The organism is Rhizobium sp. CG5, from assembly GCF_023701945.1.
GTDB lineage: Bacteria > Pseudomonadota > Alphaproteobacteria > Rhizobiales > Rhizobiaceae > Allorhizobium.
The window spans coordinates 130,938-154,430 of record NZ_JABAEF010000013.1 but is presented as its reverse complement, the minus strand read 5'-3'; the positions used below and the strand labels follow the sequence as shown (position 1 = coordinate 154,430).

General features: G+C 61.8%; 20 protein-coding genes. 10 read left to right on the top strand and 10 right to left on the bottom strand.

Annotation, left to right across the window (positions count from 1 at the left end; genetic code table 11):
- The first annotated feature begins 1 nt into the window (after position 1).
- Both glgA and HGO38_RS20725 read left to right on the top strand, forming a co-directional pair.
- Positions 2–1,435 carry a glycogen synthase GlgA gene (glgA, locus tag HGO38_RS20730; protein WP_250957804.1) on the top strand — a complete coding sequence of 478 codons (1,434 nt, stop codon included), beginning with the start codon at positions 2–4 and terminating at the stop codon, positions 1,433–1,435.
- A gap of 7 nt (positions 1,436–1,442) precedes the next feature.
- Positions 1,443–3,071 carry an alpha-D-glucose phosphate-specific phosphoglucomutase gene (locus HGO38_RS20725; protein ID WP_250957803.1) on the top strand — a complete coding sequence of 543 codons (1,629 nt, stop codon included), beginning with the start codon at positions 1,443–1,445 and terminating at the stop codon, positions 3,069–3,071.
- 202 nt (positions 3,072–3,273) lie between these two features.
- Here HGO38_RS20725 and HGO38_RS20720 read toward each other — a convergent pair whose 3' ends face one another.
- Both HGO38_RS20720 and HGO38_RS20715 read right to left on the bottom strand, forming a co-directional pair.
- Complete coding sequence (locus tag HGO38_RS20720; protein ID WP_250957802.1) at positions 3,274–3,720, bottom strand: SRPBCC family protein; 447 nt, start codon at positions 3,718–3,720, stop codon at positions 3,274–3,276.
- A 4-nt stretch (positions 3,721–3,724) separates the two neighbouring features.
- Entirely contained in the window at positions 3,725–4,342 is a 618-nt protein-coding gene (locus tag HGO38_RS20715; RefSeq protein WP_250957801.1) for a TetR/AcrR family transcriptional regulator, read from the bottom strand.
- Between the two features lie 219 nt (positions 4,343–4,561).
- Here HGO38_RS20715 and glgX point away from each other — a divergent pair, with 219 nt between their 5' ends.
- The 3 genes from glgX (at position 4,562) to HGO38_RS20700 (ending at position 8,174) form a co-directional block, all read left to right on the top strand.
- Positions 4,562–6,532 carry a glycogen debranching protein GlgX gene (gene glgX / locus HGO38_RS20710; RefSeq protein WP_250957800.1) on the top strand — a complete coding sequence of 657 codons (1,971 nt, stop codon included), beginning with the start codon at positions 4,562–4,564 and terminating at the stop codon, positions 6,530–6,532.
- A 96-nt stretch (positions 6,533–6,628) separates the two neighbouring features.
- Positions 6,629–7,117, top strand: coding sequence for a MaoC family dehydratase (locus HGO38_RS20705; protein ID WP_250957799.1), 489 nt, complete (start codon positions 6,629–6,631; stop codon positions 7,115–7,117).
- Positions 7,118–7,133: 16 nt separating this feature from the next.
- A complete protein-coding gene (locus HGO38_RS20700; protein ID WP_250957798.1) occupies positions 7,134–8,174 on the top strand; it encodes a DUF2332 domain-containing protein in 1,041 nt (346 codons plus the stop codon).
- Positions 8,175–8,189: 15 nt separating this feature from the next.
- On the opposite strand, the gene HGO38_RS20695 is transcribed toward HGO38_RS20700, so the two are convergent.
- Genes HGO38_RS20695 through HGO38_RS20680 form a run of 4 tightly spaced genes read right to left on the bottom strand, consistent with a single transcriptional unit; the run spans position 8,190 to position 13,317 of the window.
- Entirely contained in the window at positions 8,190–8,744 is a 555-nt protein-coding gene (locus HGO38_RS20695) for a sarcosine oxidase subunit gamma (RefSeq protein ID WP_250957797.1), read from the bottom strand.
- The gene (locus HGO38_RS20690; RefSeq protein WP_250957796.1) at positions 8,737–11,733 is read right to left on the bottom strand and encodes a sarcosine oxidase subunit alpha; all 2,997 of its coding nucleotides are present in this window, start codon (positions 11,731–11,733) and stop codon (positions 8,737–8,739) included. The genes HGO38_RS20695 and HGO38_RS20690 overlap by 8 nt, the downstream gene beginning before the upstream one ends.
- The gene (locus HGO38_RS20685) at positions 11,730–12,044 is read right to left on the bottom strand and encodes a sarcosine oxidase subunit delta (protein ID WP_250957795.1); all 315 of its coding nucleotides are present in this window, start codon (positions 12,042–12,044) and stop codon (positions 11,730–11,732) included. Before HGO38_RS20685 ends, HGO38_RS20690 begins: the two co-directional genes overlap by 4 nt.
- 19 nt (positions 12,045–12,063) lie before the next feature.
- The gene (locus tag HGO38_RS20680; RefSeq protein WP_250957794.1) at positions 12,064–13,317 is read right to left on the bottom strand and encodes a sarcosine oxidase subunit beta family protein; all 1,254 of its coding nucleotides are present in this window, start codon (positions 13,315–13,317) and stop codon (positions 12,064–12,066) included.
- Positions 13,318–13,637: 320 nt separating this feature from the next.
- Here HGO38_RS20680 and rpsU point away from each other — a divergent pair, with 320 nt between their 5' ends.
- Together rpsU and HGO38_RS20670 are read left to right on the top strand one after the other, a co-directional pair.
- A complete protein-coding gene (gene rpsU / locus HGO38_RS20675; RefSeq protein ID WP_250957793.1) occupies positions 13,638–13,880 on the top strand; it encodes a 30S ribosomal protein S21 in 243 nt (80 codons plus the stop codon).
- Between the two features lie 131 nt (positions 13,881–14,011).
- Complete coding sequence (locus HGO38_RS20670) at positions 14,012–14,884, top strand: tetratricopeptide repeat protein (protein ID WP_502941606.1); 873 nt, start codon at positions 14,012–14,014, stop codon at positions 14,882–14,884.
- A 182-nt stretch (positions 14,885–15,066) separates the two neighbouring features.
- Here the strand turns inward: HGO38_RS20670 and HGO38_RS20665 are convergent, their stop codons facing one another.
- The 3 genes from HGO38_RS20665 to HGO38_RS20655 form a co-directional block, all read right to left on the bottom strand.
- On the bottom strand, positions 15,067–15,291 hold the full coding sequence (locus tag HGO38_RS20665; RefSeq protein ID WP_250957792.1) for an aa3-type cytochrome c oxidase subunit IV: 225 nt from the start codon (positions 15,289–15,291) through the stop codon (positions 15,067–15,069).
- Positions 15,292–15,418: 127 nt separating this feature from the next.
- Entirely contained in the window at positions 15,419–16,174 is a 756-nt protein-coding gene (locus HGO38_RS20660; RefSeq protein ID WP_250957791.1) for an N-acyl amino acid synthase FeeM domain-containing protein, read from the bottom strand.
- A gap of 333 nt (positions 16,175–16,507) precedes the next feature.
- Complete coding sequence (locus HGO38_RS20655; RefSeq protein WP_250957790.1) at positions 16,508–18,811, bottom strand: putative bifunctional diguanylate cyclase/phosphodiesterase; 2,304 nt, start codon at positions 18,809–18,811, stop codon at positions 16,508–16,510.
- 393 nt (positions 18,812–19,204) lie between these two features.
- Between HGO38_RS20655 and HGO38_RS20650 the strand changes: the two genes are divergently transcribed.
- Both HGO38_RS20650 and HGO38_RS20645 read left to right on the top strand, forming a co-directional pair.
- The gene (locus HGO38_RS20650; RefSeq protein ID WP_250957789.1) at positions 19,205–19,744 is read left to right on the top strand and encodes a TRAP transporter small permease subunit; all 540 of its coding nucleotides are present in this window, start codon (positions 19,205–19,207) and stop codon (positions 19,742–19,744) included.
- Positions 19,745–19,774: 30 nt separating this feature from the next.
- Positions 19,775–21,256, top strand: a complete 1,482-nt coding sequence (locus HGO38_RS20645) for a TRAP transporter large permease (protein WP_250957788.1) — start codon at positions 19,775–19,777, stop codon at positions 21,254–21,256.
- A 75-nt stretch (positions 21,257–21,331) separates the two neighbouring features.
- Here the strand turns inward: HGO38_RS20645 and HGO38_RS20640 are convergent, their stop codons facing one another.
- Positions 21,332–22,438, bottom strand: coding sequence for a TRAP transporter substrate-binding protein (locus HGO38_RS20640; protein ID WP_250957787.1), 1,107 nt, complete (start codon positions 22,436–22,438; stop codon positions 21,332–21,334).
- A 301-nt stretch (positions 22,439–22,739) separates the two neighbouring features.
- Between HGO38_RS20640 and HGO38_RS20635 the strand changes: the two genes are divergently transcribed.
- Positions 22,740–23,492: a gamma-glutamyl-gamma-aminobutyrate hydrolase family protein gene (locus HGO38_RS20635; protein WP_250957786.1), complete on the top strand. Its 753-nt coding sequence runs from the start codon at positions 22,740–22,742 to the stop codon at positions 23,490–23,492.
- The last annotated feature ends 1 nt before the right edge of the window (position 23,493 follow it).

The following is a 23,493-nucleotide window of genomic DNA, read 5'->3' as shown; positions in this document are numbered from 1 at the left end:
GATGAATGTTCTTTCGGTCGCCTCCGAACTCTATCCGCTGATCAAGACGGGGGGGCTTGCCGATGTCGTCGGCGCGCTTCCCCTGACCTTGCAGAGCCACGGGATCGTGACCAGAACACTGATCCCCGGTTATCCCGGCGTCATGGCGGCCATTTCCGGGGCAACGCCCTGCCTGGAGTTTGACGACCTTCTCGGCGAGCGGGCCGTCGTGCTGGAGATCACGCACCAGGGCCTCGACCTGCTAGTGCTCGATGCACCCGCCTATTTCGACCGCCCGGGCGGACCCTATGTCGACCAGGCCGGCAAGGACTATCCCGACAACTGGAAGCGGTTTGCCGCGCTCTCCATGGCCGGTGCCCGCATTGCCGCCGGCGCTTTGCCGGGCTGGCAGCCGGATATGGTTCATGTCCATGACTGGCAGTCGGCGCTGACCCCGGTCTATATGCGCTATGCCACGACGCCGGAACTGCCAAGCCTGATCACCATCCACAACATCGCCTTCCAGGGGCAGTTTTCGGCACAGATCTTTCCCTCTCTCGGCCTGCCCGGCCATGCCTATTGGGAAGCGCTCGAATATTACGGCACGATCGGCTACCTGAAGGGCGGCATCGCCACCGCCCATGCGATCAGCACCGTCAGCCCCTCCTATGCCGACGAGATCCTGATGCCGGAATTCGGCATGGGCCTCGAAGGCGTGATCGCCAGCCGCGCCGCCGATCTCTATGGCATCGTCAACGGCATCGACGCCCGCACCTGGGATCCCGGCAGCGACGCGCTGATCGCCGGCAACTATTCAGCCGCCACCTTGAAGAAGCGCGAGACCAACCGCACGGCGCTGGCCGAACAGTTCGGCCTTGAGCAGGACAATGGGCCGATCTTCTGCGTCATCTCGCGCCTGACCTGGCAGAAGGGCATGGATGTGCTGGCCGAAGTCGCCGACGATCTGGTGGCGCAGGGCGGCAAGCTGGTCATTCTGGGCGCCGGCGACAGCGCACTGGAAAGCGCTCTGCTGGCCGCCGCCGCTCGCCACCCCGGCCGGGTCGGCATGCGGGTCGGCTATAACGAGCCGCTGTCCCACCTGATGCAGGCCGGTGCCGATGCCATTATCGTGCCGTCGCGATTCGAGCCCTGCGGCCTGACCCAGCTTTACGCCCTGCGTTACGGCTGCGTGCCGGTCGTGGCGCGCACCGGCGGGCTGAACGACACCATCATCGACGCCAACGAGGCGGCCCTTGCCGCCCGTGTGGCGACCGGCATCCAATTTGCCCCGGTCAGCGCCGAGAGCCTGCGCCAGGCGCTGCGCCGCACCTTCCGGCTCTATGCGGACGACAAGGTCTGGCAGCAGATCCAGAAGCAGGGCATGAAATCCGACATATCCTGGGGCAAGAGCGCCGAGCGGTATGTCGACCTCTACAAGCGCCTCGTGAAAGGTTGAGACGAGCATGATCAATACGGTAGCCACAAAGCCCTATCTGGACCAGAAGCCCGGCACATCGGGCCTGCGCAAGAAGGTGCCGGTTTTCCAGCAGGAGAACTATGCGGAGAACTTCATCCAGGCGATCTTCGATTCGCTTGATGATTTTGCCGGCCAGACGCTGGTGATCGGCGGCGACGGCCGCTTCTACAACCGCGAGGTCATCCAGAAGGCGATCAAGATGGCCGCCGCCAATGGGTTCGGCAAGGTCATGGTCGGCCAGGGCGGCATCCTCTCGACGCCGGCCGCCTCCCATGTGATCCGCAAATACCAGGCCTTTGGCGGCATCGTGCTGTCGGCCAGCCACAATCCCGGCGGTCCGACCGAAGATTTCGGCATCAAGTACAATATCGGCAATGGCGGCCCGGCGCCGGAAAAGATCACCGACGCGATCTATGACCGCACCCGCACCATTGACAGCTACAAGACCGTCGAGACCGCCGACATCGACCTCGATCAGATTGGCACGTTCGACGTCGCCGGCATGAGCGTCGAGGTCATCGATCCCGTCACCGACTATGCCGACCTGATGGAAGAGCTGTTCGACTTTGGCGCCATCCGCGACCTGATCCAGTCGGGCTTCCGCGTGGTGATCGATTCCATGAGCGCCGTCACCGGCCCCTATGCCATCGAGATCCTGGAAAAGCGCCTGGGTGCGGCCGCCGGATCCGTGCGCAATTCCGTTCCCCTGCCCGACTTCGGCCATCACCATCCCGACCCGAACCTCGTGCATGCCAAGGAACTCTATGACGACGTCATGAGCGCCGACGGCCCCGATTTCGGCGCGGCCTCCGATGGCGACGGCGACCGCAACATGGTGGTCGGCAAGGGCATGTTCGTGACGCCGTCCGACAGCCTGGCGATGATCGCCGCCAATGCCACCCTTGCTCCCGGTTATGCCAAGGGCATCGCCGGCATCGCCCGCTCCATGCCGACCAGTGCCGCAGCCGACCGCGTCGCCGAAAAGCTCGGCATCGGCATGTACGAGACGCCGACCGGCTGGAAATTCTTCGGCAACCTGATGGATGCTGGCAAGGTGACCATCTGCGGCGAGGAAAGCTTCGGCACCGGCTCGAGCCATGTCCGTGAAAAGGACGGTCTCTGGGCCGTGCTGTTCTGGCTCAACATCGTCGCCGCCCGCAAGGAAAGCGTCAGGGACATCGTCTTCAAGCATTGGGCCGAATATGGTCGCAACTATTATTCGCGCCACGATTATGAAGGCATCGACACCGACAAGGCCAACGGCCTGGTCGCGGCTCTGCGCGAAAAGCTGGCATCCCTGCCCGGCACGAAGATCGGCGACCTGGTCGTCGCGTCCGCTGACGATTTCTCCTATCACGACTCGGTCGATCAGTCCGTCAGCAAGAACCAGGGCATCCGCATCCTGTTTGAAGGCGGCAGCCGTGTAGTGTTCCGCCTGTCGGGCACCGGCACGTCAGGGGCGACGCTGCGCGTCTATGTCGAGCGCTACGAGCCCGACGCCACCCGCCACGACATCGAAACCCAGGCAGCGCTTTCCGACCTGATCAACGCCGCCGAAACGCTGGCGGACATCAAGGCCCGCACGGGGTTCGATGCGCCGACGGTGATTACCTGAGCGGAGGCGGCAGGTCCTGAGCCTAAAGCTTGGCGTCTTGTTGTCTGCAGGTGGCGTTGCTCGATATCCGTCATCCCGGCCTTGCGCCGGGATCCAGCGTGATCAAGTCTTTGATCACGAAAGACTTCTTTCACGGCGCAGACGCGCCGTGGCTGGATTCCAGCTTTCGCTGGAATGACGAGAGGGTGGAGCTAGCCCCGCCCTACTCCGCAATATTCGGCTCTACCAACGTCGCCAGCTGCATCAGCGATTCCTGCCAGCCGAGATAGCAGGCCGCTTCGGGGACGATTTCCGGCACGCCTTCCTGCACGACCGAAAGCTCGGTGCCGCAGAACACCTCTTTCAATGTCACCGTCACCATCATCTCGCCCGCCAGGTTGGGATCATCGAAGACGTCGGTATAGCGCAGGCGCTGGTTCGGCGCGAGTTCGAGATATTTGCCGCCGAAGGAATGGCTCTGCTGGGTCGTGAAATTGCTGAACGACATCTTGAACGTACCGCCCACCTCGGGCTCCATATGATGCATCTTGGCCGTGAAGCCGTAGGGCGGCGACCATTTGCACATGGCATCGGCATCGAGAAAGGCGCGATAGACCTTTTCCGGCGAGGCTTTCAGGACGCGATGCAGTCGGATCGTATTGGTTCCCATGGTGCTACTCCTCCTTTGACACGGGTTTGGAAAAGAGATGGTCGAGATAGGCGCGCAGGTGCCCCAGGCTGTCGCGCGCAATGTCCGGCCCCTGTTTCGCCTTGGCGAAGATGAAGGCCCCCTGCAGGACGGACTGCATGAAATAGCCGACGCTTGCCACGCTCCACGTCGCGTCCGGCGCATAGAGCGCCTTGGCCGCCTCGATATCGCGCATCAGCACCTCGATATGCCCGGACATGCCGAGATCGCAGGCCTCGCGGAGCGCCGGATGGGTGGCATAGGTCTCCTGGACGAGGGTGCCGAGCAGGCAGGTAAACTCCTGCACCTCGAGGTCGAGGATCTCCGTGCGGAAATCGACATAGGCCAGCAGCCGGTCGCGCGGGTCGGCCAGGGCCTGGTAGGGCGCGCGCTCGAAGATCGAGCCGGTAAACCGGTTCCAGTGATCGACCGCCGCCAGAACCAGGTCCTCCTTGCTCTTGAAGTGATGAAAGAAACTGCCCTTGCTGACGCCGGATGCCTTGCAGATATCGTCGACCGTGGTCGCTGCATAGCCCTTGCTCCGGATCACGCCGATGGCCGCCCCCAGAAGCTTGAGACGCGATGGATGTTGAACGTCGCTCATCATAAAGCCTAGCATACCGATTGGTTGGTATGGATTAAACCAACCAATCGATATGGCGTCAAGCCGTCGTGGGAGATGCACGACATTCAACACAATGGAAAGCGCGCGACAGACCCGCAACGAATGCCGTCAGCTATGGAATTTCACTCGCCAAGGCAGCATTCTTCTGCACAATGATCGCAAGGATGGATTCGCAACACCAGCCGCGAAAGAGCCCTCATGAGCCATACGCATGCAAGCCAGGGCGGTGTCAGCCTGACCAAGACAGGGGCGGACTTCACGGTCTGGTCCCACCATGCCGAACGCATCGAGCTCTGCCTGTTCGACACGGCAAACGGAAACGAGCTGTGCCGCCTGCCGATGGAGCGGGCCGAGGGCGATCTGCACCGCCTGCATGTGGAGGGCACGCGCGAAGGCGCCCATTACGGCTACCGCGCCCATGGCCGATACAAACCCGATCAGGGCTTCTGGTATGATCCCTCGAAACTGCTGGTCGACCCTTACGCCAAGGAGCTGGATCGACCGTTCGTGCACGATCCGCGGCTGAGCACGTTTGGCGAAGAGACCGCTGACCTGGTGCCGAAAGCCGTGGTCACCCGCGACCGGCCGGCCAAGGTGCTGATGCCGTTCCTGCCGCCGGGCGGTTTTATCTATGAGGTCGCCGTGCGGCCCTTCACGAAGCTTCACCCGGATATTCCCGAAACGCTGCGCGGCACGGTCGGCGCGCTGGCCCACCCCGCCGTGCTCGGGCACCTGAAGAAGCTCGGCGTCGATGCCGTCGAGTTGATGCCGATCACCGCCCGGATCGATGAGCGCCACCTGCCGCCGCTCGGGCTTGCCAATAGCTGGGGCTACAATCCGGTCGCCCTGATGGCGCTCGACCCGCGCCTGGTGCCGGGCGGCGTGGCCGAGCTGCGCGCCACCGTCGACGCGCTGCATGCCGAAGGCATCGGCGTGATCCTCGACCTGGTGTTCAATCACACCGGCGAGAGCGATCGCTACGGCACGACGCTGTCGCTGCGCGGCCTCGACAATCTGGCCGCCTATCGCCATGTCGATGGCCATCCCGGCAAGCTGGTCAACGACACCGGCTGCGGCAATACGCTGGCCTGCGACCACACCTATGTGCGAAGGCTGATCACCGACAGCCTGCGCCATTTCGTGCTCAATGCGGGCGTCGATGGCTTCCGCTTCGATCTGGCACCGATCCTCGGCCGCACCGCCCATGGTTTCCATACGACATCGCAGACCCTGCATGCCATTACCGCCGATGATGTGCTGGAGGACAGGGTGCTGATTGCCGAACCCTGGGATATCGGTCCGGGCGGCTATCAGCTCGGCAATTTTCCAAAGCCCTTCTTGGAATGGAACGACCGGGCCCGCGACAACCTGCGGCGCTACTGGCGCGGCGACAGCCATATGACCGGCGCGCTGGCAACCGCCCTGGCTGGCTCCTCCGATATCTTTGCACGAAACGGAGAGCGCCAGACCAGAACCGTCAACTTCATCGCCGCCCATGATGGCTTTACGCTCTTTGATCTGGTCTCCCACACCCACAAGCACAATGACCGCAACGGCGAGAACAATCGCGACGGCCACGACGAGAACTATTCCTGGAACAATGGCGCCGAAGGCGAGACCCCCGACAAGGCGATCGCCAGGAACCGCAAGCGCGATGTCGCCGCCCTGCTTTCGACGCTGTTTGCCACCCGCGGCGCCATCATGCTGACCGCCGGCGACGAGGGCGGACGCACCCAGCATGGCAACAACAATGCCTATTGCCAGGACAACGAGCTGACCTGGCTCGACTGGAAGAGCATGGACGGCGACCTGGTCGACCTGACCGCCGCGCTATCGTCCCTGCGCAAGCGGTTTGCCGTCTTCGCCGAGACCCGTTTCTTCACCGGCGAAAATGGCGATGTCACCTGGATCTCGTCGACCGGCGCACCGATGACCGTGTCCGAATGGGAGGCGGCGGAAGGCCCGGCCATCGCCATGGTTCTGACCACCAAGGACCTGAAGCGCGGCGGCATGGTGCGGCTTGCCGTGCTGTTCAACCGATCGCAGGAGGCCTCAGATTTCGAACTGCCGGCCGCAGCAAGCCTGAAATGGCGACGCATCGCGTCCGGCAAGAGCGCCGGCGCGATCCGCCTGAAGCCGCGCTCCGTCGAATTTCTGGTAGAACATTAAGGATTTGGCGGTCTTAACCCCTGGTCCCTGTATTCGCCGGCCGCGCCGCGCTCTATAAGACGCGCAATACATTTTCAAAAGGATCGGTGAGCACATATGCCACGGGAGATTTCGCTGGCCGAAGTCAAAGGTTTGGTCGGAACGGAAGTCGGCCTGTCCAACTGGATCACCGTCGACCAGGCCATGATCGACGCGTTTGCCGCAGCCACCAACGACCACCAGTTCATCCATGTAGACCCGGTCCGCGCCAAGGCGGAATCGCCGTTCGGCGGAACGATCGCCCACGGTTTTCTGACCCTGTCGCTGCTCTCGGCGATGAACTACGATTGCCTGCCGGTGATCCGTGAGCAGACGATGGGCATCAACTACGGCTTCGACAAGGTGCGCTTCATGTCGCCGGTCAAGAGCGGCACCCGCATCCGCGGCCATTTCACCCTGGCCGAAGCCCGCTTTCGCGGCGCCGGCATGCTGATGACCACCTACAGCGCCAGCATCGAGATCGACAACGAACGCAAGCCCGCCCTGACCGCGACCTGGATGACCATCGTCCAGTTCGACCCGAAAGACCGCCCAGCCGGAGTGTGAGATGCACGAGCCCGACATGATCCGTCAGTCTTTCCGGCGCCAGGCACGCGCCTGCGAGTCTCTCGGCTCTTTATTCACGGCACGACTTTGCACCCTTGCCGCGGACCGGCTGGATGACCGCACGGCGGTCGGCAGGCGGGTCCTCGCCTGGACCGGCGAGCCGAGTGGCACAGGCGACGCCCTGGCGCTCCGCCTTGCCGGCTGCCTGCATGCTCTGGTCCTCTCCGGCGCAGACAAAAACCTTGCGGCGGTCTATCCGCCCCATGCAACGGATGATGAAACCTTGTGGTCCGTCTGCACCCGGGCTTTCGAGCGCCACGAGGCCTTCATTCTCGATCGCCTGACATCGGCACCGCAGACCAACGAGGTACGCCGCTCGTCAGCCCTGCTGCCCGGTTTCCTGACCATCGCCAAACTGTTCGGCAAGCCGCTCACCCTGTCGGAGCTTGGCGCCAGCGCCGGCCTGAACCTGCTATGGGACCGCTACGCCTATCGCCTGGGCGACATGACCTGGGGCGGACAGTCGCCGGTGACGCTCGCGCCCGCCTGGGAGGGCCCGGCCGCGCCGCAGGCCGTGATCACCATTGCCGACCGCGCCGGCTGCGATCTCAACCCGCTCGACCCCGCCTCGTCAGATGATCGGCTGCGTATGCTGTCCTATATCTGGGCCGACCAGGCCGACCGGCTGGAGCGCACCCGGCTGGCGCTCGACATGGCGGCTCAAAGCGGCCTGAACGTCGAGCGTGCCGATGCCATCGACTGGCTGAAACGCCGGTTGGCGGTCCCCCATCCCGGCACGATCCATGTCATCTATCACTCGATCGCCTGGCAGTATTTTCCAGACGCCCTGAAGGCCGAGGGCAATGCGCTGATCGCGTCGGCCGGCGAGAAAGCCACGCCCGACGCGCCGCTGGCGCGCCTGCAGATGGAAGCCGACGGCAAACCCGACGGCGCCGCCTTGACCCTGCAGATCTGGCCGACCGGCGAACGGCACGACATCGGCCGCGCCGATTTCCATGGCCGCTGGGTCAAATGGTCGGGCTGGCCGGGAGTTTAGTCCCGACCACTGTCATCACGCCGCAGCGTCTTCCGCGGCTTCCGCGAGCAGGCCGAAGGCGTATTCGGCAAAGGACCGCCAGCATTCCAGGCGGAACGTGTCGTCCGCTAGCCGGTAAAGCACGATCTCGATCTTGCCGAACACCGTGCGGGTGACCGCCCCGACCGGGAAGGCGGCAAGCGACAGGTCGAGCGGGCAGCCGGCATTGAGCGTGTTTTCGGCACCGGGCCCGGACACCATGATCGCCGTATTGCGGTGCGACACATCGGTGGCCGAATGCACGGCACCGGACGAGGCGCAAGCGCCCATCAGGTCGCCGCCCGTCTCGTCGATCAGCAGCCATTCGTCGGGGCCGATCCAGAAGGCCGAACGGCTATTGAGCGACGAAGACGTCTTCGGCTTGACCGGCAGGGTAAGCCCAAGTGCCTTGGACAGGGCAGCGACGGCGTCGGCCCCTGCCCGCAGTGCCACGCGCGTGGCCGGAGCGGCGGGCGTCAGGCGGACCAGCGACGAACCGCCGTGAAAGCCCTCGAGTACGGATTTGCGCGAAGCAACCAGACCATCAACCATGGATGCGTCCCCCTTCCTTGTCAAAGAACACCATGTCCGTCACCTCGACCGCGATGGTCTTGTCCTTCATCGGCACATAGAGCGTCTCGCCCAGGCGTGCCCGTCCGTTGGCGACCATGGCGAAGGCGATCGAGCGTCCGAGATTTTCCGACCAGTAGGACGATGTCACATGGCCGAGCATGGTCATCGGCTTCGGCTGATTCGGATCGGCGACGATCTGGCCGCCCTCCTCCAGCACTTCATTGGCATCCTTGGTCAACAGGCCGACCAGCTGCTTGCGGCCCTGACGTATCAGGTCGGGGCGCTTCAGGCCGCGAATGCCGACGAAATCGGTCTTCTTCTTGGAGACCGCCCAGGCGAGGCCGGCATCGTCCGGGGTCAGCGTCCCGTCGGTGTCCTGGCCGACGATGATATAGCCCTTCTCGGCGCGCAGTACATGCATGGTCTCGGTGCCGTAGAGGCAGGCGCCTAAGCTTTCCGCCCGCTCCCAGATGGCCTTGAACACGTCAGGACCGAAATCGGCCGGCACGTTGACTTCAAAGCCAAGCTCGCCGGTAAACGACACGCGGAACAGGCGCGTCGGCACGCCGCAGAACTTGCCTTCCGCCACGCTCATATGCGGGAAGGCGTCGTTGGAAATGTCGATGCCGTCGACGAAGGGCGCGATGATGTCGCGGGCCTTCGGTCCCTGCACGGCAATCACCGCCCACTGTTCGGTGGCCGATGTCAGCCAGACCTTCAGATGCGGAAATTCCGTCTGCAGATAGTCTTCCATGTGATTGAGGACGCGCGGCGCACCGCCGGTCGTCGTCGTGACGTGGAAACGATCCTCGGCGATGCGGCCGACGACGCCGTCGTCATAGATGAAGCCATCGTCGCGGGTCATGATGCCGTAGCGGCATTTGCCGGGCTTCAGCGTATCCCAGGCATTGGTATACATCAGATTGAGGAACTGCGCCGCATCCGGGCCGACCACCTCGATCTTGCCGAGGGTCGAGGCGTTGAACACGCCGGCCGTCTCGCGGGCCGTCTTGCACTCGCGGTTGACCGCCGCATGCATGTCCTCGCCGGGACGCGGATAATACCAGGCCCGTTTCCAGTTGCCGACATCCTCGAACTCGGCGCCCTTCGACGCCTCATAGGCATGCATCGGCGTCTTGCGGGTCGGATCGAACAGCTCGCCGCGCGAATGGTTGATCAGCGTGCCGAAGGTCACCGGCGTATACGGCGCGCGGAACGTGGTGAGGCCGACCTGCGGGATCTCCTTGCCGAGCATTTCGGCGGCAATCGCCAACCCGTGCATATTCGACAGCTTGCCCTGGTCGGAGGCCATACCATTGGTGGTGAAGCGCTTGATATGCTCGATCGAGTGCATGCCTTCGCGCACCGCCAGCCGAATGTCCTTGGCGCAGACATCGTGCTGGAAGTCGATAAAGGCCTTCACGGTCGTGTCGCGCCCTGCCCCTTCCGCCGCACCGATCATGCCGCCGGTCCACTCAAAGGCGTTTGCGCCGATCAGCGCCGCATTGACGGCGCCCTTGGCGCCGACGGCCACCGCCATGTCGCGACCCGCCGCATAGGCCTCGTCCAGCACGTCCTGCAACGCGTCGGTGCCGTTGCAGGTGCCGACGCACTGGCTCTCCTGCGCGTAAACGTCCGGCAGGAAGCGGTCGCGCGCCGCATCGAATTTCAGCTTGCCGCGCGACTGCGAGAACAGATGCACCGACGGCGTCCAGCCGGCCGAGATCAGCAGCGCGTCGACCTCGATCTTGCGGGCCGATGCGCCGCCGCCATTGCGCTTGACGCTCATCGACTTGATGCGCAGCCGGCCTGCCGTATCGACCACGGAATGGCCGGTCAGCACCTCGATGCCGAGCGCCTTGGCTTCCGACAGAACCTTGTCGCCCGGCTTTTCCCGGCAATCGACGATGGACGCGATGGTGACGCCGGCCTTCTTCAGGTCGAACGCCGCCTCATAGGCCGAATCATGCGCCGTATAGACGCCGACCTTGGCACCGACGGCGACGCCGAAATGGTTGAGATAGGTGCGGCCGGCAGAGGCCAGCATGATGCCGGGGCGGTCGTTATTGGCAAACACCATGTGCCGCTCGATCGAGCCGGTGGCCAGGATCACCTTTCGGGCCCGCACCTGCCACAGCCGTTCGCGCGGGCTGGTTTTGCCGGGCTTGGCGACATGGTCGGTCACCCGCTCGGCTAGCGCCACGAAATTGTGGTTGTAATAGCCGAAGGCCGTGGTGCGGCTCATCACCCGGACGTTCGGCATGGCGGCCAGACGCGCCACGGTCACCTGCGCCCAGTCATAGCCGTTATGGCCGTCGATCACCGCACCCGTATCATAGTGCAGAGCGCCGCCCATTTCGGGCTGCTCGTCGCAGAGAATGACCTTGGCACCGGCCTCCGCCGCGGCCAGCGCTGCAGCAAGACCGGCGGCACCACCGCCGACCACCAGAACGTCGCAATGGGCATATCGGTTGGCGTAGTGATCCGGATCTTCTTCCTTCGGTGCGACGCCGAGACCGGCCGCCCGGCGGATGAAGGGCTCATAAACCGTGTGCCAGGCGGCCTTCGGCCACATGAAGGTCTTGTAGTAGAAACCGGCGGCAAAGAACGCCGAGAAGAAATCGTTGACGACGCCGACATCGAAGGACAGCGACGGCCAGCGGTTCTGGGTCTCGACCTTCATACCGTCGAACACTTCCTGCACCGTGGCGCGCACGTTCGGCTGCTTGCGCGCCGAATCGCGGGAAATGTCGAGCAGGGCATTGGGTTCTTCCGGGCCAGCCGTCAGGATGCCGCGCGGCCGGTGATACTTGAACGACCGTCCGGCCAGATGCAGGCCATTGGCCAGCATGGCCGAGGCGACGGTATCGCCTTCGAGCGCCGTCAGACAGCGGCCGTCCAGGGTGAAGCGGGCGGTTCTGGCCGGGGTCAGGCGGCCTTTGCCGGGAATACGATTGGCGCCGCTCATTTCGAGGCTCCCTTGGACATGGCATCAAGGACGGATGCATCGGGCTTCGGCTCGCCGGCCTTGTAGGTCAGCAGGAAGCGGTCGCTGACGGTGTCGCGCACGGCGTTGAAGAAGCGGCCGCAGCCATGCATATGGCGCCAGCGCTCGAAAATCAGGCCCTTGGGATTGTCCCGCAGGAAGAAGAATTCCGCGAATTCGTCATCGGAAATCTCGGCGATATTGGCAGGACGCGCGATATGCGCCTCGCCCGCGCCGCGAAATTCGAGTTCGGCGCGCTCTTCCTCGCAATAGGGGCATTTGATCAGCAACATGATGGGCGATCCTTCGAAATCAATGTGCCACAGCGGCCGCAGCCGCTTCGTCGATCAGACGGCCGGTGCGGAAACGGTCGAGCGTCAGGCCGGCCGCCAGCCTATGTGGCTCGCCGCGTGCGATCAGATGGGCAAACAGATTGGCCGAACCGGGCGTCGCCTTGAAGCCGCCGGTGCCCCAGCCGCAATTGACGAACAGGTTCGGCACCGGCGTGACGCTCTGGATCGCCGAGCGGTCCGGCGTGTTGTCGGTAATGCCGCCCCACTGGCGCATCATCTTGACGCGGCGGAACATCGGGAACAGCTCGCAGATCGCATCCAGCGTATGGGTGATGATCTGCAGACCGCCGGTCTGCGAATAGGAATTGTACTGGTCGGTGCCGGCGCCGATGACGAACTCGCCTTTGTCCGACTGCGAGATATAGGCATGCACCGTGTTGGACATCACCACGCAGGGGAAAATCGGCTTCATCGGCTCGGAGACCAGCGCCTGCAGCGGCGTCGAATGCAGCGGAACGCGCACGCCGGCCATCTGCATGACCACGGAGGAATGGCCCGCCGCCGACACGCCGACCTTCTTGGCGCCGATGAAACCGCGCGATGTCTCGACGCCGATCACTTCGCCACCGGGACCGCGGCGGATGCCGGTCACTTCGGTGTTCTGGATGATGTGCACGCCGCGATCGGACGCGGCGCGGGCATAACCCCAGGCCACTGCATCGTGACGGGCGGTACCGCCACGCCGCTGCAGCGCTGCACCGTTGATCGGGTAGCGGGCCGACTTCGAGATGTCGAGCGGCGGACAGAAGGCCTTGGCCTGCTCCGGCGTCATCCATTCATTGTCGATGCCATAGAGATTGTTGGCATTCACATGGCGCTTGAACGACTGCTGGTCATGCACATTGTGCGACAGCATCAGCACGCCGCGCGGCGAGTACATGACATTGTAGTTGAGATCCTGGCTGAGACCCTCCCAGAGCTTCAGCGAATGCTCGTAGATGTCCATGCTCTCTTCGTAGAGATAGTTGGAGCGGATGATCGTCGTGTTGCGGCCGGTATTGCCGCCGCCAAGCCAACCGCGTTCGATCACCGCCACATTGGTGATGCCGTGTTCCTTGGCCAGGTAATAGGCCGCCCCCAGGCCATGACCACCGGCCCCGATGATGATCACGTCATAGGCTTGCCGCGGCTCCGGCGAGGTCCACTGGGCGTCCCAGCCTTTGTGGCCACGCAGCGCTTCGCGCGCCACGGCAAAAACGGAATATTTGCGCATTCGCCTCAAACTCCTATGGTTCAGGCAATTGGGTAGGACCATACACCTCGCAAATCAAGTTGCGACGCACAGTTCGTTTTGCGACGCATTGACGCCCATCTTTCGACACGGCGCAAATAAGCGCCCTGAGCTTGCATTTTCCGCGGCAAATCGTGCATTTTTCCGCAGCAAACAGCCCCAGGCATCTGGACTTTAAAATCGTGATCTGTTATTTCGCGCCAAAATCGCCGGGAATGCGTTCCGGCGGATGTTTTACTTTGTTCCGCTGATGGCAGCATTGGTGCGGATCAACAACACGAAACCAAAGGAACGGGATAGACGTGCAGGTACTTGTCCGCGACAACAACGTTGACCAGGCGCTTCGCGCTTTGAAGAAGAAGATGCAGCGCGAAGGTATCTTCCGCGAAATGAAGATGCGCGACTTCTACGAGAAGCCGTCCGAGAAGCGCGCCCGCGAAAAGGCCGAAGCCGTTCGCCGGGTTCGCAAGCTGGCCCGCAAGCGCATGCAGCGCGAAGGCCTAATCGCAGCACCTGCACCTCGTCCTGCAGCTGGCGCCCGTTAATCGGTCGCTATTTAGACGTTTTCCGATGTTAGGGGGCGGGGGCGACTGGTTCGCCGCCGCCCTTCCAGTTATAATGATCAGCATCAGGCCTGTTCGAGGCTCTGCATGCAGAACGGAAAGCTTGCCGCATAATGGCTGACACGATCGCTTTGTCTCGACCCTTCCCCGCCCGTTCGCTCCTGGCAAACCGCACGCGCTCAGTGGCCTCAGTGATCATGATCCTCGGCGCGCTGACTTTGGCAGGCTGCCAGTCGACCAACCAGACGGACGACATGATCAGGGTCGATCGGGCGCAAGGCTCGGAAGAAAACATCGCGTCGCTGTCTTCGGTAATCAACAGCAATCCGCAGGATCCGGAAGGCTATAACGTGCGCGGCTCGGCCTATGGCCGCGCTGGCGAATTCAGCCGTGCGCTGGCCGATTTCAACCGTGCCCTGGAGCTGAACCCGCGGTTCTACCAGGCCTATGCCAATCGCGGTCTCGTCTATCGCAACATGGGCAAGCCGGTCGAAGCCGCCGCCGACTACAATGCGGCCCTGAAGCTCAATCCGAATTACGATGTCGCCTATATCGGCCGCGGCAATGTCTACCGCCAGGCCGGCCGCATCGACGAAGCCTTCGGCGACTTCAACCGCGCCATCCAGCTCGACACCACCGACGGTCGCGCCTTCCACAACCGCGGTCTGATCTACCAGTTGCGCGGCCAGCACGACAAGGCGATCGACGATTTCTCCAAGGCGATCTCGCTGTCGCCGAGCTCACCGGAGCCCTATAACGGCCGCGGCGTGTCCTATGTCGCGCTGAACGACGACGAAAACGCGTTTGCCGATTTCAACCACGCCATCGAACTGGACGGCAAGGTTGCCGAATCCTGGGCCAATCAGGCGCTGATCTATGAGCGCCGCGGCGACAAGGCACGCGCTGCAAAATCCTATTCGCACGCGCTCGGTCTCGACCCCAAATATATCCCGGCCCAGGCTGGCCTGGCGCGTACCCGCGGCTGACGCCAAAAGGCCGAAAGTCTGCGACATCCACGATGCCGGCACCCTCGGGGGCCGGCATTTTTCATGGGCGGCACTGACGGTTTTAGAGCGGGCCACGACAGACAACAAAAAGCGTATCGGAAGCTGAAACTTCCGATACGCCTGGGATAGGCAAGAATGTAGGACGGCTGTGTCTGAGCCGCTTAGCGCAGCATGAAGACGCCGGCGACGCTCAGCACGATGAAGACCAGCACGCCACCGAGGAAACCGGCGCCGCCGAAAAAGCCCGCCGCCATGGCGATCATCAGCGCGACCATGATGGCCGTGCCGTATTTGAACGCAGCGATGAAAGAGTCATAGGTCTTCTCGTGCGATGCGTAGTCCATCGATGCGCCCGTTTCGACAGGACCCGTGTGATGTTCGCTCATAGTTTCGATTCCCCTGGAGCCGGCCGCAGTCAAGCCGCAGCGATGGTGAAAACCCGCGGGCAAGGCACCGGATGGAGCACCTTCCCTTGAAATTGCCATACACAAAGCATCGCCGAAGCGCAATCCATCACAATGGCAGATCGACGCCCAGGCTGCCGCTCGGCACGAACCGGGCGGTTGGCAGGATGGTCAGCGGCGGCATGCTGGTTTCCAGCGAACGGGAAAACATCATCCGCCGCTCGCAGGGCTGCGACACGAAAAACGGAAAGCGGGTCAGAAGTTTCCGGCCGACTTCGCGGGTATTGGTCGCCATCAGCGTCAGGTCGATATTGTACTTTCCGCAGTTCTTCTGGGGCGGAACGATGGTCTGGGCATAGAACACCCGCTTGTAGAATGGCGCATGCTGCGGGCTGACCAGTTGCAGCACGCGATCGGTATCGAAATAGGCCGCCGCCATGATGGCGATTCTCAGCGTCAGATACGGAATGGCCGGCATGTCCTTCATCACTTCCGGATCCGCGGCAAACCGCACGGGATCGATCAGCGACAGGCCGGCATCCAGGAAGGCATCGATTTCGGCGGGAAAGATATCGCGGGTCGAACTGACCCGATGATCGGGGGTGACGTGGTGCATGCGCACCGTGCTGATCAGGCGTTCGTCGTAATAGACACCGAAGATATAGGCCTGCGGGTCGAAATCAATGTCGTCCACCAGCCTGGAGCCGGTCAGCGGCAGAATGTCGGCCATCTTGTAGGCCTTGTAGCGGATGCGCGCCACATCCTCCATATCTTCGCTGCTCTCGATCCGCCGGTATTCGACGTGATTCAAGACCTCCATCATCTTATCGGTAAAACTCTCGGTAGCAGGCTTAAAATCACTCATACAACCACTCATCAAAACCGTTAAAAATGTAAAAACATGATTACCATTTGGTTAATCTGGTGGCATCAAAAAACTGGCCTTTTTGCCTCAATTACTTTGTATTAAGGTTAACAAAAGAAAAAGGAATTGCTAAAAAGCCATAGTTTGAAGGGGTTCTTGAGCTTTTGATCCTCAGAAAATGAGAATCCCTCATGATTTAGGAGGATGTCTTTGACGGAACCACAGGCCTGCCTGTTAAGCATAACGCCCTGGCGAACCTGGCAAGCGCGCCCATAGACGCGCCTGCTGGCAGTCGCCCTTCGGCGTCAGCTTGTCTTAGCGAGAGGACAGATGTCAGGCGACGCGCGGCCCGCGGTGCTGCTGCGGGCGCTTTTCGGCCTGCTCGCTCAGGCCCTGGATCTTCCCGGGGGCCACCGGCATCGAGAACAGGTAACCCTGGATCAGGTCGCCGCAATTGTACTTGTTGATCAGTGCCAGCTGGTCTTCGGTCTCGACGCCCTCGACGACGATCTCCAGATCGAGCTGTCGCGACAGGTTGACGATACCGCGCAACAGCTTGAGCCGGCGCGCGTCCTCGCCAATATTGCGCACGAAGGAGCGGTCGATCTTCACCACGTCGATCGGCAGGGTGTCGAGATAGCTGAGGCTTGAGAAGCCTGTTCCGAAATCATCGATGGCAATGGTGATGCCCTTGGCGCGCAACATTTCCAGCAGTGTGCGCACGGCAGCCAATTCTTCCATCAGGCTGCTTTCGGTCACTTCCAGATGCAGCCGGGACGCCGGCAGGCCGGTTTCCGCCAGCGCTTCCATGATCGTGTCGGCAATTGCCCCGTCACGCAGGTCGTGCACCGACAGGTTGACCGATACGGCAATATGCTCCGGCCAGGTCATGCAATCGCGGCAGGCCTGCCGGATCATGAAGCGGGTAATGTCGGAGACGATGCCCATCTCTTCGGCGATCTGGATGAAGACATTCGGCGGAATGGCGCCCTTCTCGGGGTGAGTCCAGCGCGACAGAGCCTCGCAGCATTCGACCCTGGAGCCGTCCGGCGTGAACATCGGCTGATAGACGGCCGTGAGGGACTGCGATTCGACCGCAGCCCGCAGGTCGGTCTTCAGGCGCTGGCGCTCGATATAGCGGGCATCCATCTCTTCCGCGAACAATGTAAAGGCGCCCTTGCCGCGCGACTTGGATTCGAACAGCGCCAGATCGACCTTGATCTGCCATTCGTCCATGCGCAGGTCTTCGTCGAGCATTATCACGCCGCCGGCCGAGAAGGTGACCCGGAAGGTCGAACCGTCGACCTCGTAGTCTCCGGCCGCCTGTGCGTGGATGGCGCGCATGCGGGCCTCCAGTTCATCCGCATCCGGAGCATTCGCCAGGAACAGCACGAACTGGTCGCCGACCAGATGCCCGGTCAGCACATCGCTTCCGGCCGCTGCCGCCAGTCGGTTGGCAATGGCCAAAAGCAGGCGATCGCCCGTCAGATGGCCCTTCATGTCGTTGACATGCTTGAAATCGTTGACGTCAAGGACGAGGAATCCGACCGGGCCTTTGCCCACCCTCTGATCGATGCGGTCCTTGACCAGTTCCGCGAAATAATTGCGATGCGGCAGGCCGGTCAACGCATCGAAGCGCACCATTTGCAGGATCTTGCGCTCGGCCCGTGCCCGTGCCGTCACATCCTCGAAGATCAGCACCACACCGCCCTCGGGGCGGCGATTGGCGGAAAACTCCAGAATCAGGTCATCGGAAAACTGCATGACGGCCCGCGAGATCGATCCGTCGATCATCTGCGTCAATTGCTTCTGGATCAGCGCCGGCATCGACCCGTCAACGAAGGTGTGCCGCACGCCGTAGCGCAGCACCACGTCGATATCGCAATTCTTCAGCCGGGTGCGCTCGCCCAGATGCAGCAGTTCGCAGGCCTTGCGATTGATGACCTGAATCCGGTTCTGCGGATCGAGCATCAGCAGCCCGTGGGTCATATTGTTCAGCGCCGTGTCGAAACTGTCGGCGATCAGGCCGATCTCGCGGGTCGCGATGACGTTCTTGTAGAGAAACTCGCGGACGCCATTGGCCATCTTGCGAGTCGTCAGCACAAACGGCACGAGCATTGCCGACAGTACGACCATGTAGAAGTCGCCGAGCATCAGGCAGCCGACCATGATCGGCAGGCTGGCGGTGATGGTCTGCAGATTGACGGCCTTGCGCGAGCCAAAATTGCGCCCGACGACGGAGACCATCGAGGCCATGGTCACGGCAATGCAGACCAGTTCCGAAAAGGGATCCTGCAGCACATAGATCGCGTAACCGCTGCCGATCCCCAGGATGCTGGTGGTCGACACGCCACCATAGAGATAGATGTTCTCCCACCCGGCGATCTGCTCGCGGGTCAGGCTCGCCTTGTCCACCTGGTCGAAACGGATGAACCAAAAGATGCGGAAAACGCAAATAACCGCAAAGACGCCAGTCAGATACAGATAAAAAATCTCGGAGGACTTGGCATAGACAGCAAGATACGTCACGATATGGACAACCATACCGGTAAACAACGTCTGGCGATTACCAAAGAGCGAACTCACAAACGACAGATAGACATCGGTCGGCACAGTGTTCGCGGCGCGAGCCTTCATCTGTCGTCTCCTGTTTCAGGCCGGACAGTAGGATAGAACGTTTTAAAATTTGCTATCCGAATCTAAGGGATTTTACGCTTTTTGTAAGCAGGTCTTTACAATCCGGCATCAAATTTTCTCTCGAAAAACCCGTTAAAATAGCGGAATCCCAATCGTTTAGGGGAAATGCAATGCAGGCGTGCGCGTCGCCCGCCAGCCACCCGCCCCTGCCTTCCGCCCGCCCTTGGACAAGCCGACTCGCAGGCACGGTCGTCGACCCAGCAGGCGCTCGCGGCCAGGCGCGACGAAAGTCCTATGACCTATGGGGTTTCATGGGCTTGGAGCTTTTACGACGCCGGTTGCACGGGATCGGCGCATGTTCTATGCACAAAGCCAAGTCTAGGGGAGAAAAACATGGGATTGCTCTTGGCGATAAGCGGGATGATCGACAAGGTCAGCGAACTTGTCGGTCGCGTTGCGGGATATCTGGTTCTGTTTTGCTGCCTGATCAGCGCTGGCAATGCGTTAATTCGGTACACGTTCAATTACAGCTCGAATGGCTGGCTTGAGATCCAGTGGTATCTGTTCGCCTTCATCGTCCTTCTGGGAGCCTCGCATACGCTGAGGATGAACGAACATGTTCGGGTCGACCTGATCTATGGTTCCGTCTCTGATCGGGCGCGCCTGTGGATCGATGTGATCGGCATTACGTTCCTGCTGTTGCCGGCCTGTGCCTATCTCGCCTGGCTGTCCTGGCCGGTCTTCGAACTGTCGCTGCGCCAGGGGGAGATGTCGTCCAATTCCGGCGGCCTGATCCGTTGGCCCGTCAAGTTCATCATTTTTGCCGGCTTTGCGCTTCTCGTCCTGCAAGGCCTGTCCGAACTGGTCAAGCGCATCGCCGGTCTTCTCGGCATCCTCCAGGTCGATACGACCTACGAAAAACCACTTCAATAATAACGAACTGATCCCCGGGGGGAGCCGCAGATGTTTCAATTTGGCATTATGCCGCCACTGATGTTCTTGGGCATGATCGTTTTCATGCTCTACGGATTCCCGGTTGCCTTTTCGCTTTCGGCCGTCGGTCTGCTGTTCGGCCTGCTCGGCATATTGACCGGACATTTCGAATTCGCCTTCCTCCAGGCGCTGCCGCTGCGCATTTTCGGGATCGTCTCCAACGACCTTCTGCTGTCCATTCCGTTCTTCACCTTCATGGGGGCGATCCTCGAGCGGTGCGGACTGGCGGAAGACCTTCTGGAAGGCACCGGCAAACTGTTCGGCGCCATTCCCGGCGGCCTTGCCTATGCGGTCATCCTGGTGGGCGCCATCCTCGGCGCCATCACCGGCACGGTCGCCGCCTCGGTCATCACCATGGGCGTGATTTCGCTGCCGATCATGCTGAAATACGGCTACAATCCGCGTCTGGCGACCGGCGTCATCGCCGCATCCGGAACGATCACGCAGGTCATTCCGCCGTCGCTCGTCCTGATCGTTCTGGCCGACCAGCTCGGCCGTTCGGTCGGCGACATGTATCTCGGTGCGATCGGCCCCTCGATCCTCCAGGTCGTGATCTTCATGCTGTTCATCCTGGCCATGTCGATCTTCCGGCCGAAGGACCTGCCGGCCCTGCCCCCCGAAGCCCGCGGCGAACTGAATGCCGCCCTGGTGATGAAGGTGCTGTGGGGCATGATCCCCTCGATCGTGCTGATCTTTCTCGTGTTGGGAACGATCTTCATGGGTCTGGCGACCCCGACGGAAGCCGGCGCGCTTGGCGTCGTCGGCGCCATGGTGCTGGCCGCCATGCACGGTCGCCTGACCTGGGACCTTGTACGCCAGGGCATGCATTCGACCATGCAGATCACCTCGATGGTGGTCTTCATCCTGGTGGGAGCCACCTGCTTCAGCCTCGTCTTCCAGGGCATGGATGGCGGCCTGTGGATCGAACACCTGTTGTCTCATGTTCCAGGCGGTGCCGTCGGCTTCCTGATCTTCGTCAACATCTTCATCTTCTTCCTGGCCTTCTTTCTCGATTTCTTCGAGATCGCCTTCATCGTCATCCCGATGCTGGCGCCGGTCGCGGAATCGCTGGGCATCGACCTCATCTGGTTCGGCGTGCTGATCTGCATCAACATGCAGACGAGCTTCATGCATCCGCCCTTCGGCTTCGCGCTGTTTTACCTGCGCAGCATCGCGCCGCGCTCGGTAAAAACCTCGGATATCTATATGGGTGCGATCCCGTGGCTCGGCATGCAGCTGATCCTCGTCGCCATCGTCATCTTCTGGCCGGCCTCGGTCACCATGTGGCTGGATAAAGGGCCAAAGATCGATCCGAGTACGATCAAGATCGAAATTCCGGGCTTCGGCAATACCGGCAACGGCCTCGGCCTGCCGCCTTTGGGTGGAAACGGTCAGGCTCCGACCGCCCCTGCCCCCGGCATGGATCTCAGCCAGCCGCCGAAGTTCAACTAGCGCTGGATCTCCACATGACAAAAAGCCTCGGGACGATGATCCCGAGGCTTTCGCATCAAACGAGGCAGGAGAAGCTTAAAGCTTGCCGTTGCGCTGCTGGATCATCATGAAGGTGTCGAACGTGTATTCCGACAGCTGCATCCACAGATAGCCTTCGCGCTTGAAGGCCACCTGATCTTCATAGATCTTCTTGAAGTCGGCATTGGTCGCCGAAATCTCGGCATAGACTTCGAGGGCGGCATTGTAGCAGGCTTCGAGAATTTCCTGGCTGAACGGCCGCAGGATCGTGCCTTCGCCGACCAGTTGCTTGATCGCCGTCGGGTTCTTGGAATCGTATTTCGCCATCATATTGGTATTGGCGAACGAGCAGGCATCCTGCAGAACGGCCTGGTAGCTCTTCGGCAGGCTGTTCCACTTGTCGAGATTGACGAAGGAATGGATGACCGGACCGCCTTCCCAGAAGGCCGGATAGTAGTAATACTTGGCCACCTTGTAGAAGCCGAGCTTGTGGTCGTCATAGGGGCCGACCCATTCGGCGGCATCGATCGTGCCCTTTTCCAGCGCCGGATAGATATCGCCGCCGGCGATCTGCTGCGGAACGCCGCCGAGCTTCTCGATGACCTTGCCGGCCAGACCCGCAATGCGCATCTTGACGCCCTTGATGTCGTCGACGGTGTTGATTTCCTTGCGGAACCAGCCGCCCATCTGCGCCCCGGTATTGCCGGAGATCATGCCGTAGAGATTGTGCTTGGCATAGAACTCGTTGAGCAGCGTATTGCCGTTGCCGTTATAGAACCACGAATTGGTCAGGCGGGCGTTGAGGCCGAAGGGAATGGCCGTGCCGATCGCAAACGTCGGATCCTTGCCGACATAATAGTAGGAGCAGGTATGGCACATCTCGACCGTGCCGGCGCTGACGGCATCGGCGGCCTGCAGGCCGGGAACGATTTCGCCGGCGGCAAAGGTCTGGATGGTGAAATTGCCGTCCGTGGCCGCTGCGACACGGGCCGCGACGTCTTCCGCGCCGCCAAAGATCGTGTCGAGGGATTTGGGAAACGACGACGTCAGACGCCAGGTGATTTTCGGATTTGTCTGCGCGATGGCAGGGGCTGCCAGCACCGTGGACGCGGCGACACCAGCACTGGCGACACCTGCGTTTTTAATAAATGAACGACGATCCATGCATTGACCTCCCAACATGGTTTGCTCTGCCAACAAGTTCCTTGCGGCCTCCTCCCAGCAGCAATGCTGGCGAGCTAACCATTTTGTCCAAAGCGTTTCAAGCATTCTGCCGATATTCTTTTGACTAATGCCGCGAAGGACTTGAACATTGGCCAGAGTCCGCGGATCCGTGCTGTGCAGGATACTTTCACGCCGCGGCGATAGCCTCGATCGCAGGGGCATTGCCGACGCGATTATCCGTTGACTTGCCCCGGAAACTGGCGGCACAAAGCCATCAGAGACGAACATTCCGGAGCCTTCCATGCCCAAGCCGATCATCGCCATTCCCGCCGATATCAGAGAATTCGACGGAACGATCTGGCATGCCGCGCAAAATCAGTATGTCCGCGCCGCCCTGAATGTGGCCGATGTCATGTCCTTCATCATCCCCGCCTTCGAGGCCGGCAACGACACCGACGCCATTCTCGACCGGGTCGACGGGCTGCTGGTCTCGGGCTCGGCGACGAACGTCCATCCCTCACTCTACGGCCAGCAAGCCCGCGACAGCGACGGCCCCTTCGATCCCGCCCGCGACGCCACCACCCTGCCGCTGATCAGACGGGCGCTGGAGCGCGGCATTCCGCTGCTCGCCATCTGCCGGGGCATTCAGGAGTTGAACGTGGCGCTGGGTGGTACGCTGGCCAGCGAGATCCAGGAACAGCCTGGTGTCTGGGACCATCGCAAGCCGGCCGATGTCGACCGCGACACGGCCTTCGCGGTCCGCCAGAACGTCATCGTCGCCAAGGGATCCTGCATCGCCCGCTATATCGGCACCGGCGAGGTCATGGTGAACTCCCTGCACCGCCAGGCGATCTCCAAGACAGCGCCCCGCCTGCAGGTCGAAGCCGTTGCCGAAGACGGCACCATCGAGGCGGTCTCGGTGATCGACGCCAAGGGTTTTGCCATCGGCGTGCAATGGCACCCGGAATATTGGGCAGAGACGGATGCCCCGTCGCGCGCCCTGTTCGAAGCCTTTGGCGATGCGGTGCGCGCCTATGCAGGCGACCGCGCTTAGC

Bases quoted from the DNA above. Each gene is read 5' to 3' on its own strand.
- HGO38_RS20680 (WP_250957794.1), bottom strand. From the start codon at position 13,317: ATGCGCAAATATTCCGTTTTTGCCGTGGCGCGCGAAGCGCTGCGTGGC.
- HGO38_RS20640 (WP_250957787.1), bottom strand. From the start codon at position 22,438: ATGGATCGTCGTTCATTTATTAAAAACGCAGGTGTCGCCAGTGCTGGT.
- HGO38_RS20700 (WP_250957798.1), top strand. From the start codon at position 7,134: ATGATCCGTCAGTCTTTCCGGCGCCAGGCACGCGCCTGCGAGTCTCTC.
- HGO38_RS20655 (WP_250957790.1), bottom strand. From the start codon at position 18,811: ATGAAGGCTCGCGCCGCGAACACTGTGCCGACCGATGTCTATCTGTCG.
- HGO38_RS20670 (WP_502941606.1), top strand. From the start codon at position 14,012: ATGGCTGACACGATCGCTTTGTCTCGACCCTTCCCCGCCCGTTCGCTC.
- HGO38_RS20705 (WP_250957799.1), top strand. From the start codon at position 6,629: ATGCCACGGGAGATTTCGCTGGCCGAAGTCAAAGGTTTGGTCGGAACG.
- HGO38_RS20695 (WP_250957797.1), bottom strand. From the start codon at position 8,744: ATGGTTGATGGTCTGGTTGCTTCGCGCAAATCCGTACTCGAGGGCTTT.
- HGO38_RS20635 (WP_250957786.1), top strand. From the start codon at position 22,740: ATGCCCAAGCCGATCATCGCCATTCCCGCCGATATCAGAGAATTCGAC.
- HGO38_RS20660 (WP_250957791.1), bottom strand. From the start codon at position 16,174: ATGAGTGATTTTAAGCCTGCTACCGAGAGTTTTACCGATAAGATGATG.
- HGO38_RS20665 (WP_250957792.1), bottom strand. From the start codon at position 15,291: ATGAGCGAACATCACACGGGTCCTGTCGAAACGGGCGCATCGATGGAC.
- HGO38_RS20685 (WP_250957795.1), bottom strand. From the start codon at position 12,044: ATGTTGCTGATCAAATGCCCCTATTGCGAGGAAGAGCGCGCCGAACTC.
- glgA (WP_250957804.1), top strand. From the start codon at position 2: ATGAATGTTCTTTCGGTCGCCTCCGAACTCTATCCGCTGATCAAGACG.
- HGO38_RS20650 (WP_250957789.1), top strand. From the start codon at position 19,205: ATGGGATTGCTCTTGGCGATAAGCGGGATGATCGACAAGGTCAGCGAA.
- HGO38_RS20720 (WP_250957802.1), bottom strand. From the start codon at position 3,720: ATGGGAACCAATACGATCCGACTGCATCGCGTCCTGAAAGCCTCGCCG.
- HGO38_RS20725 (WP_250957803.1), top strand. From the start codon at position 1,443: ATGATCAATACGGTAGCCACAAAGCCCTATCTGGACCAGAAGCCCGGC.
- HGO38_RS20690 (WP_250957796.1), bottom strand. From the start codon at position 11,733: ATGAGCGGCGCCAATCGTATTCCCGGCAAAGGCCGCCTGACCCCGGCC.
- HGO38_RS20645 (WP_250957788.1), top strand. From the start codon at position 19,775: ATGTTTCAATTTGGCATTATGCCGCCACTGATGTTCTTGGGCATGATC.
- HGO38_RS20715 (WP_250957801.1), bottom strand. From the start codon at position 4,342: ATGAGCGACGTTCAACATCCATCGCGTCTCAAGCTTCTGGGGGCGGCC.
- glgX (WP_250957800.1), top strand. From the start codon at position 4,562: ATGAGCCATACGCATGCAAGCCAGGGCGGTGTCAGCCTGACCAAGACA.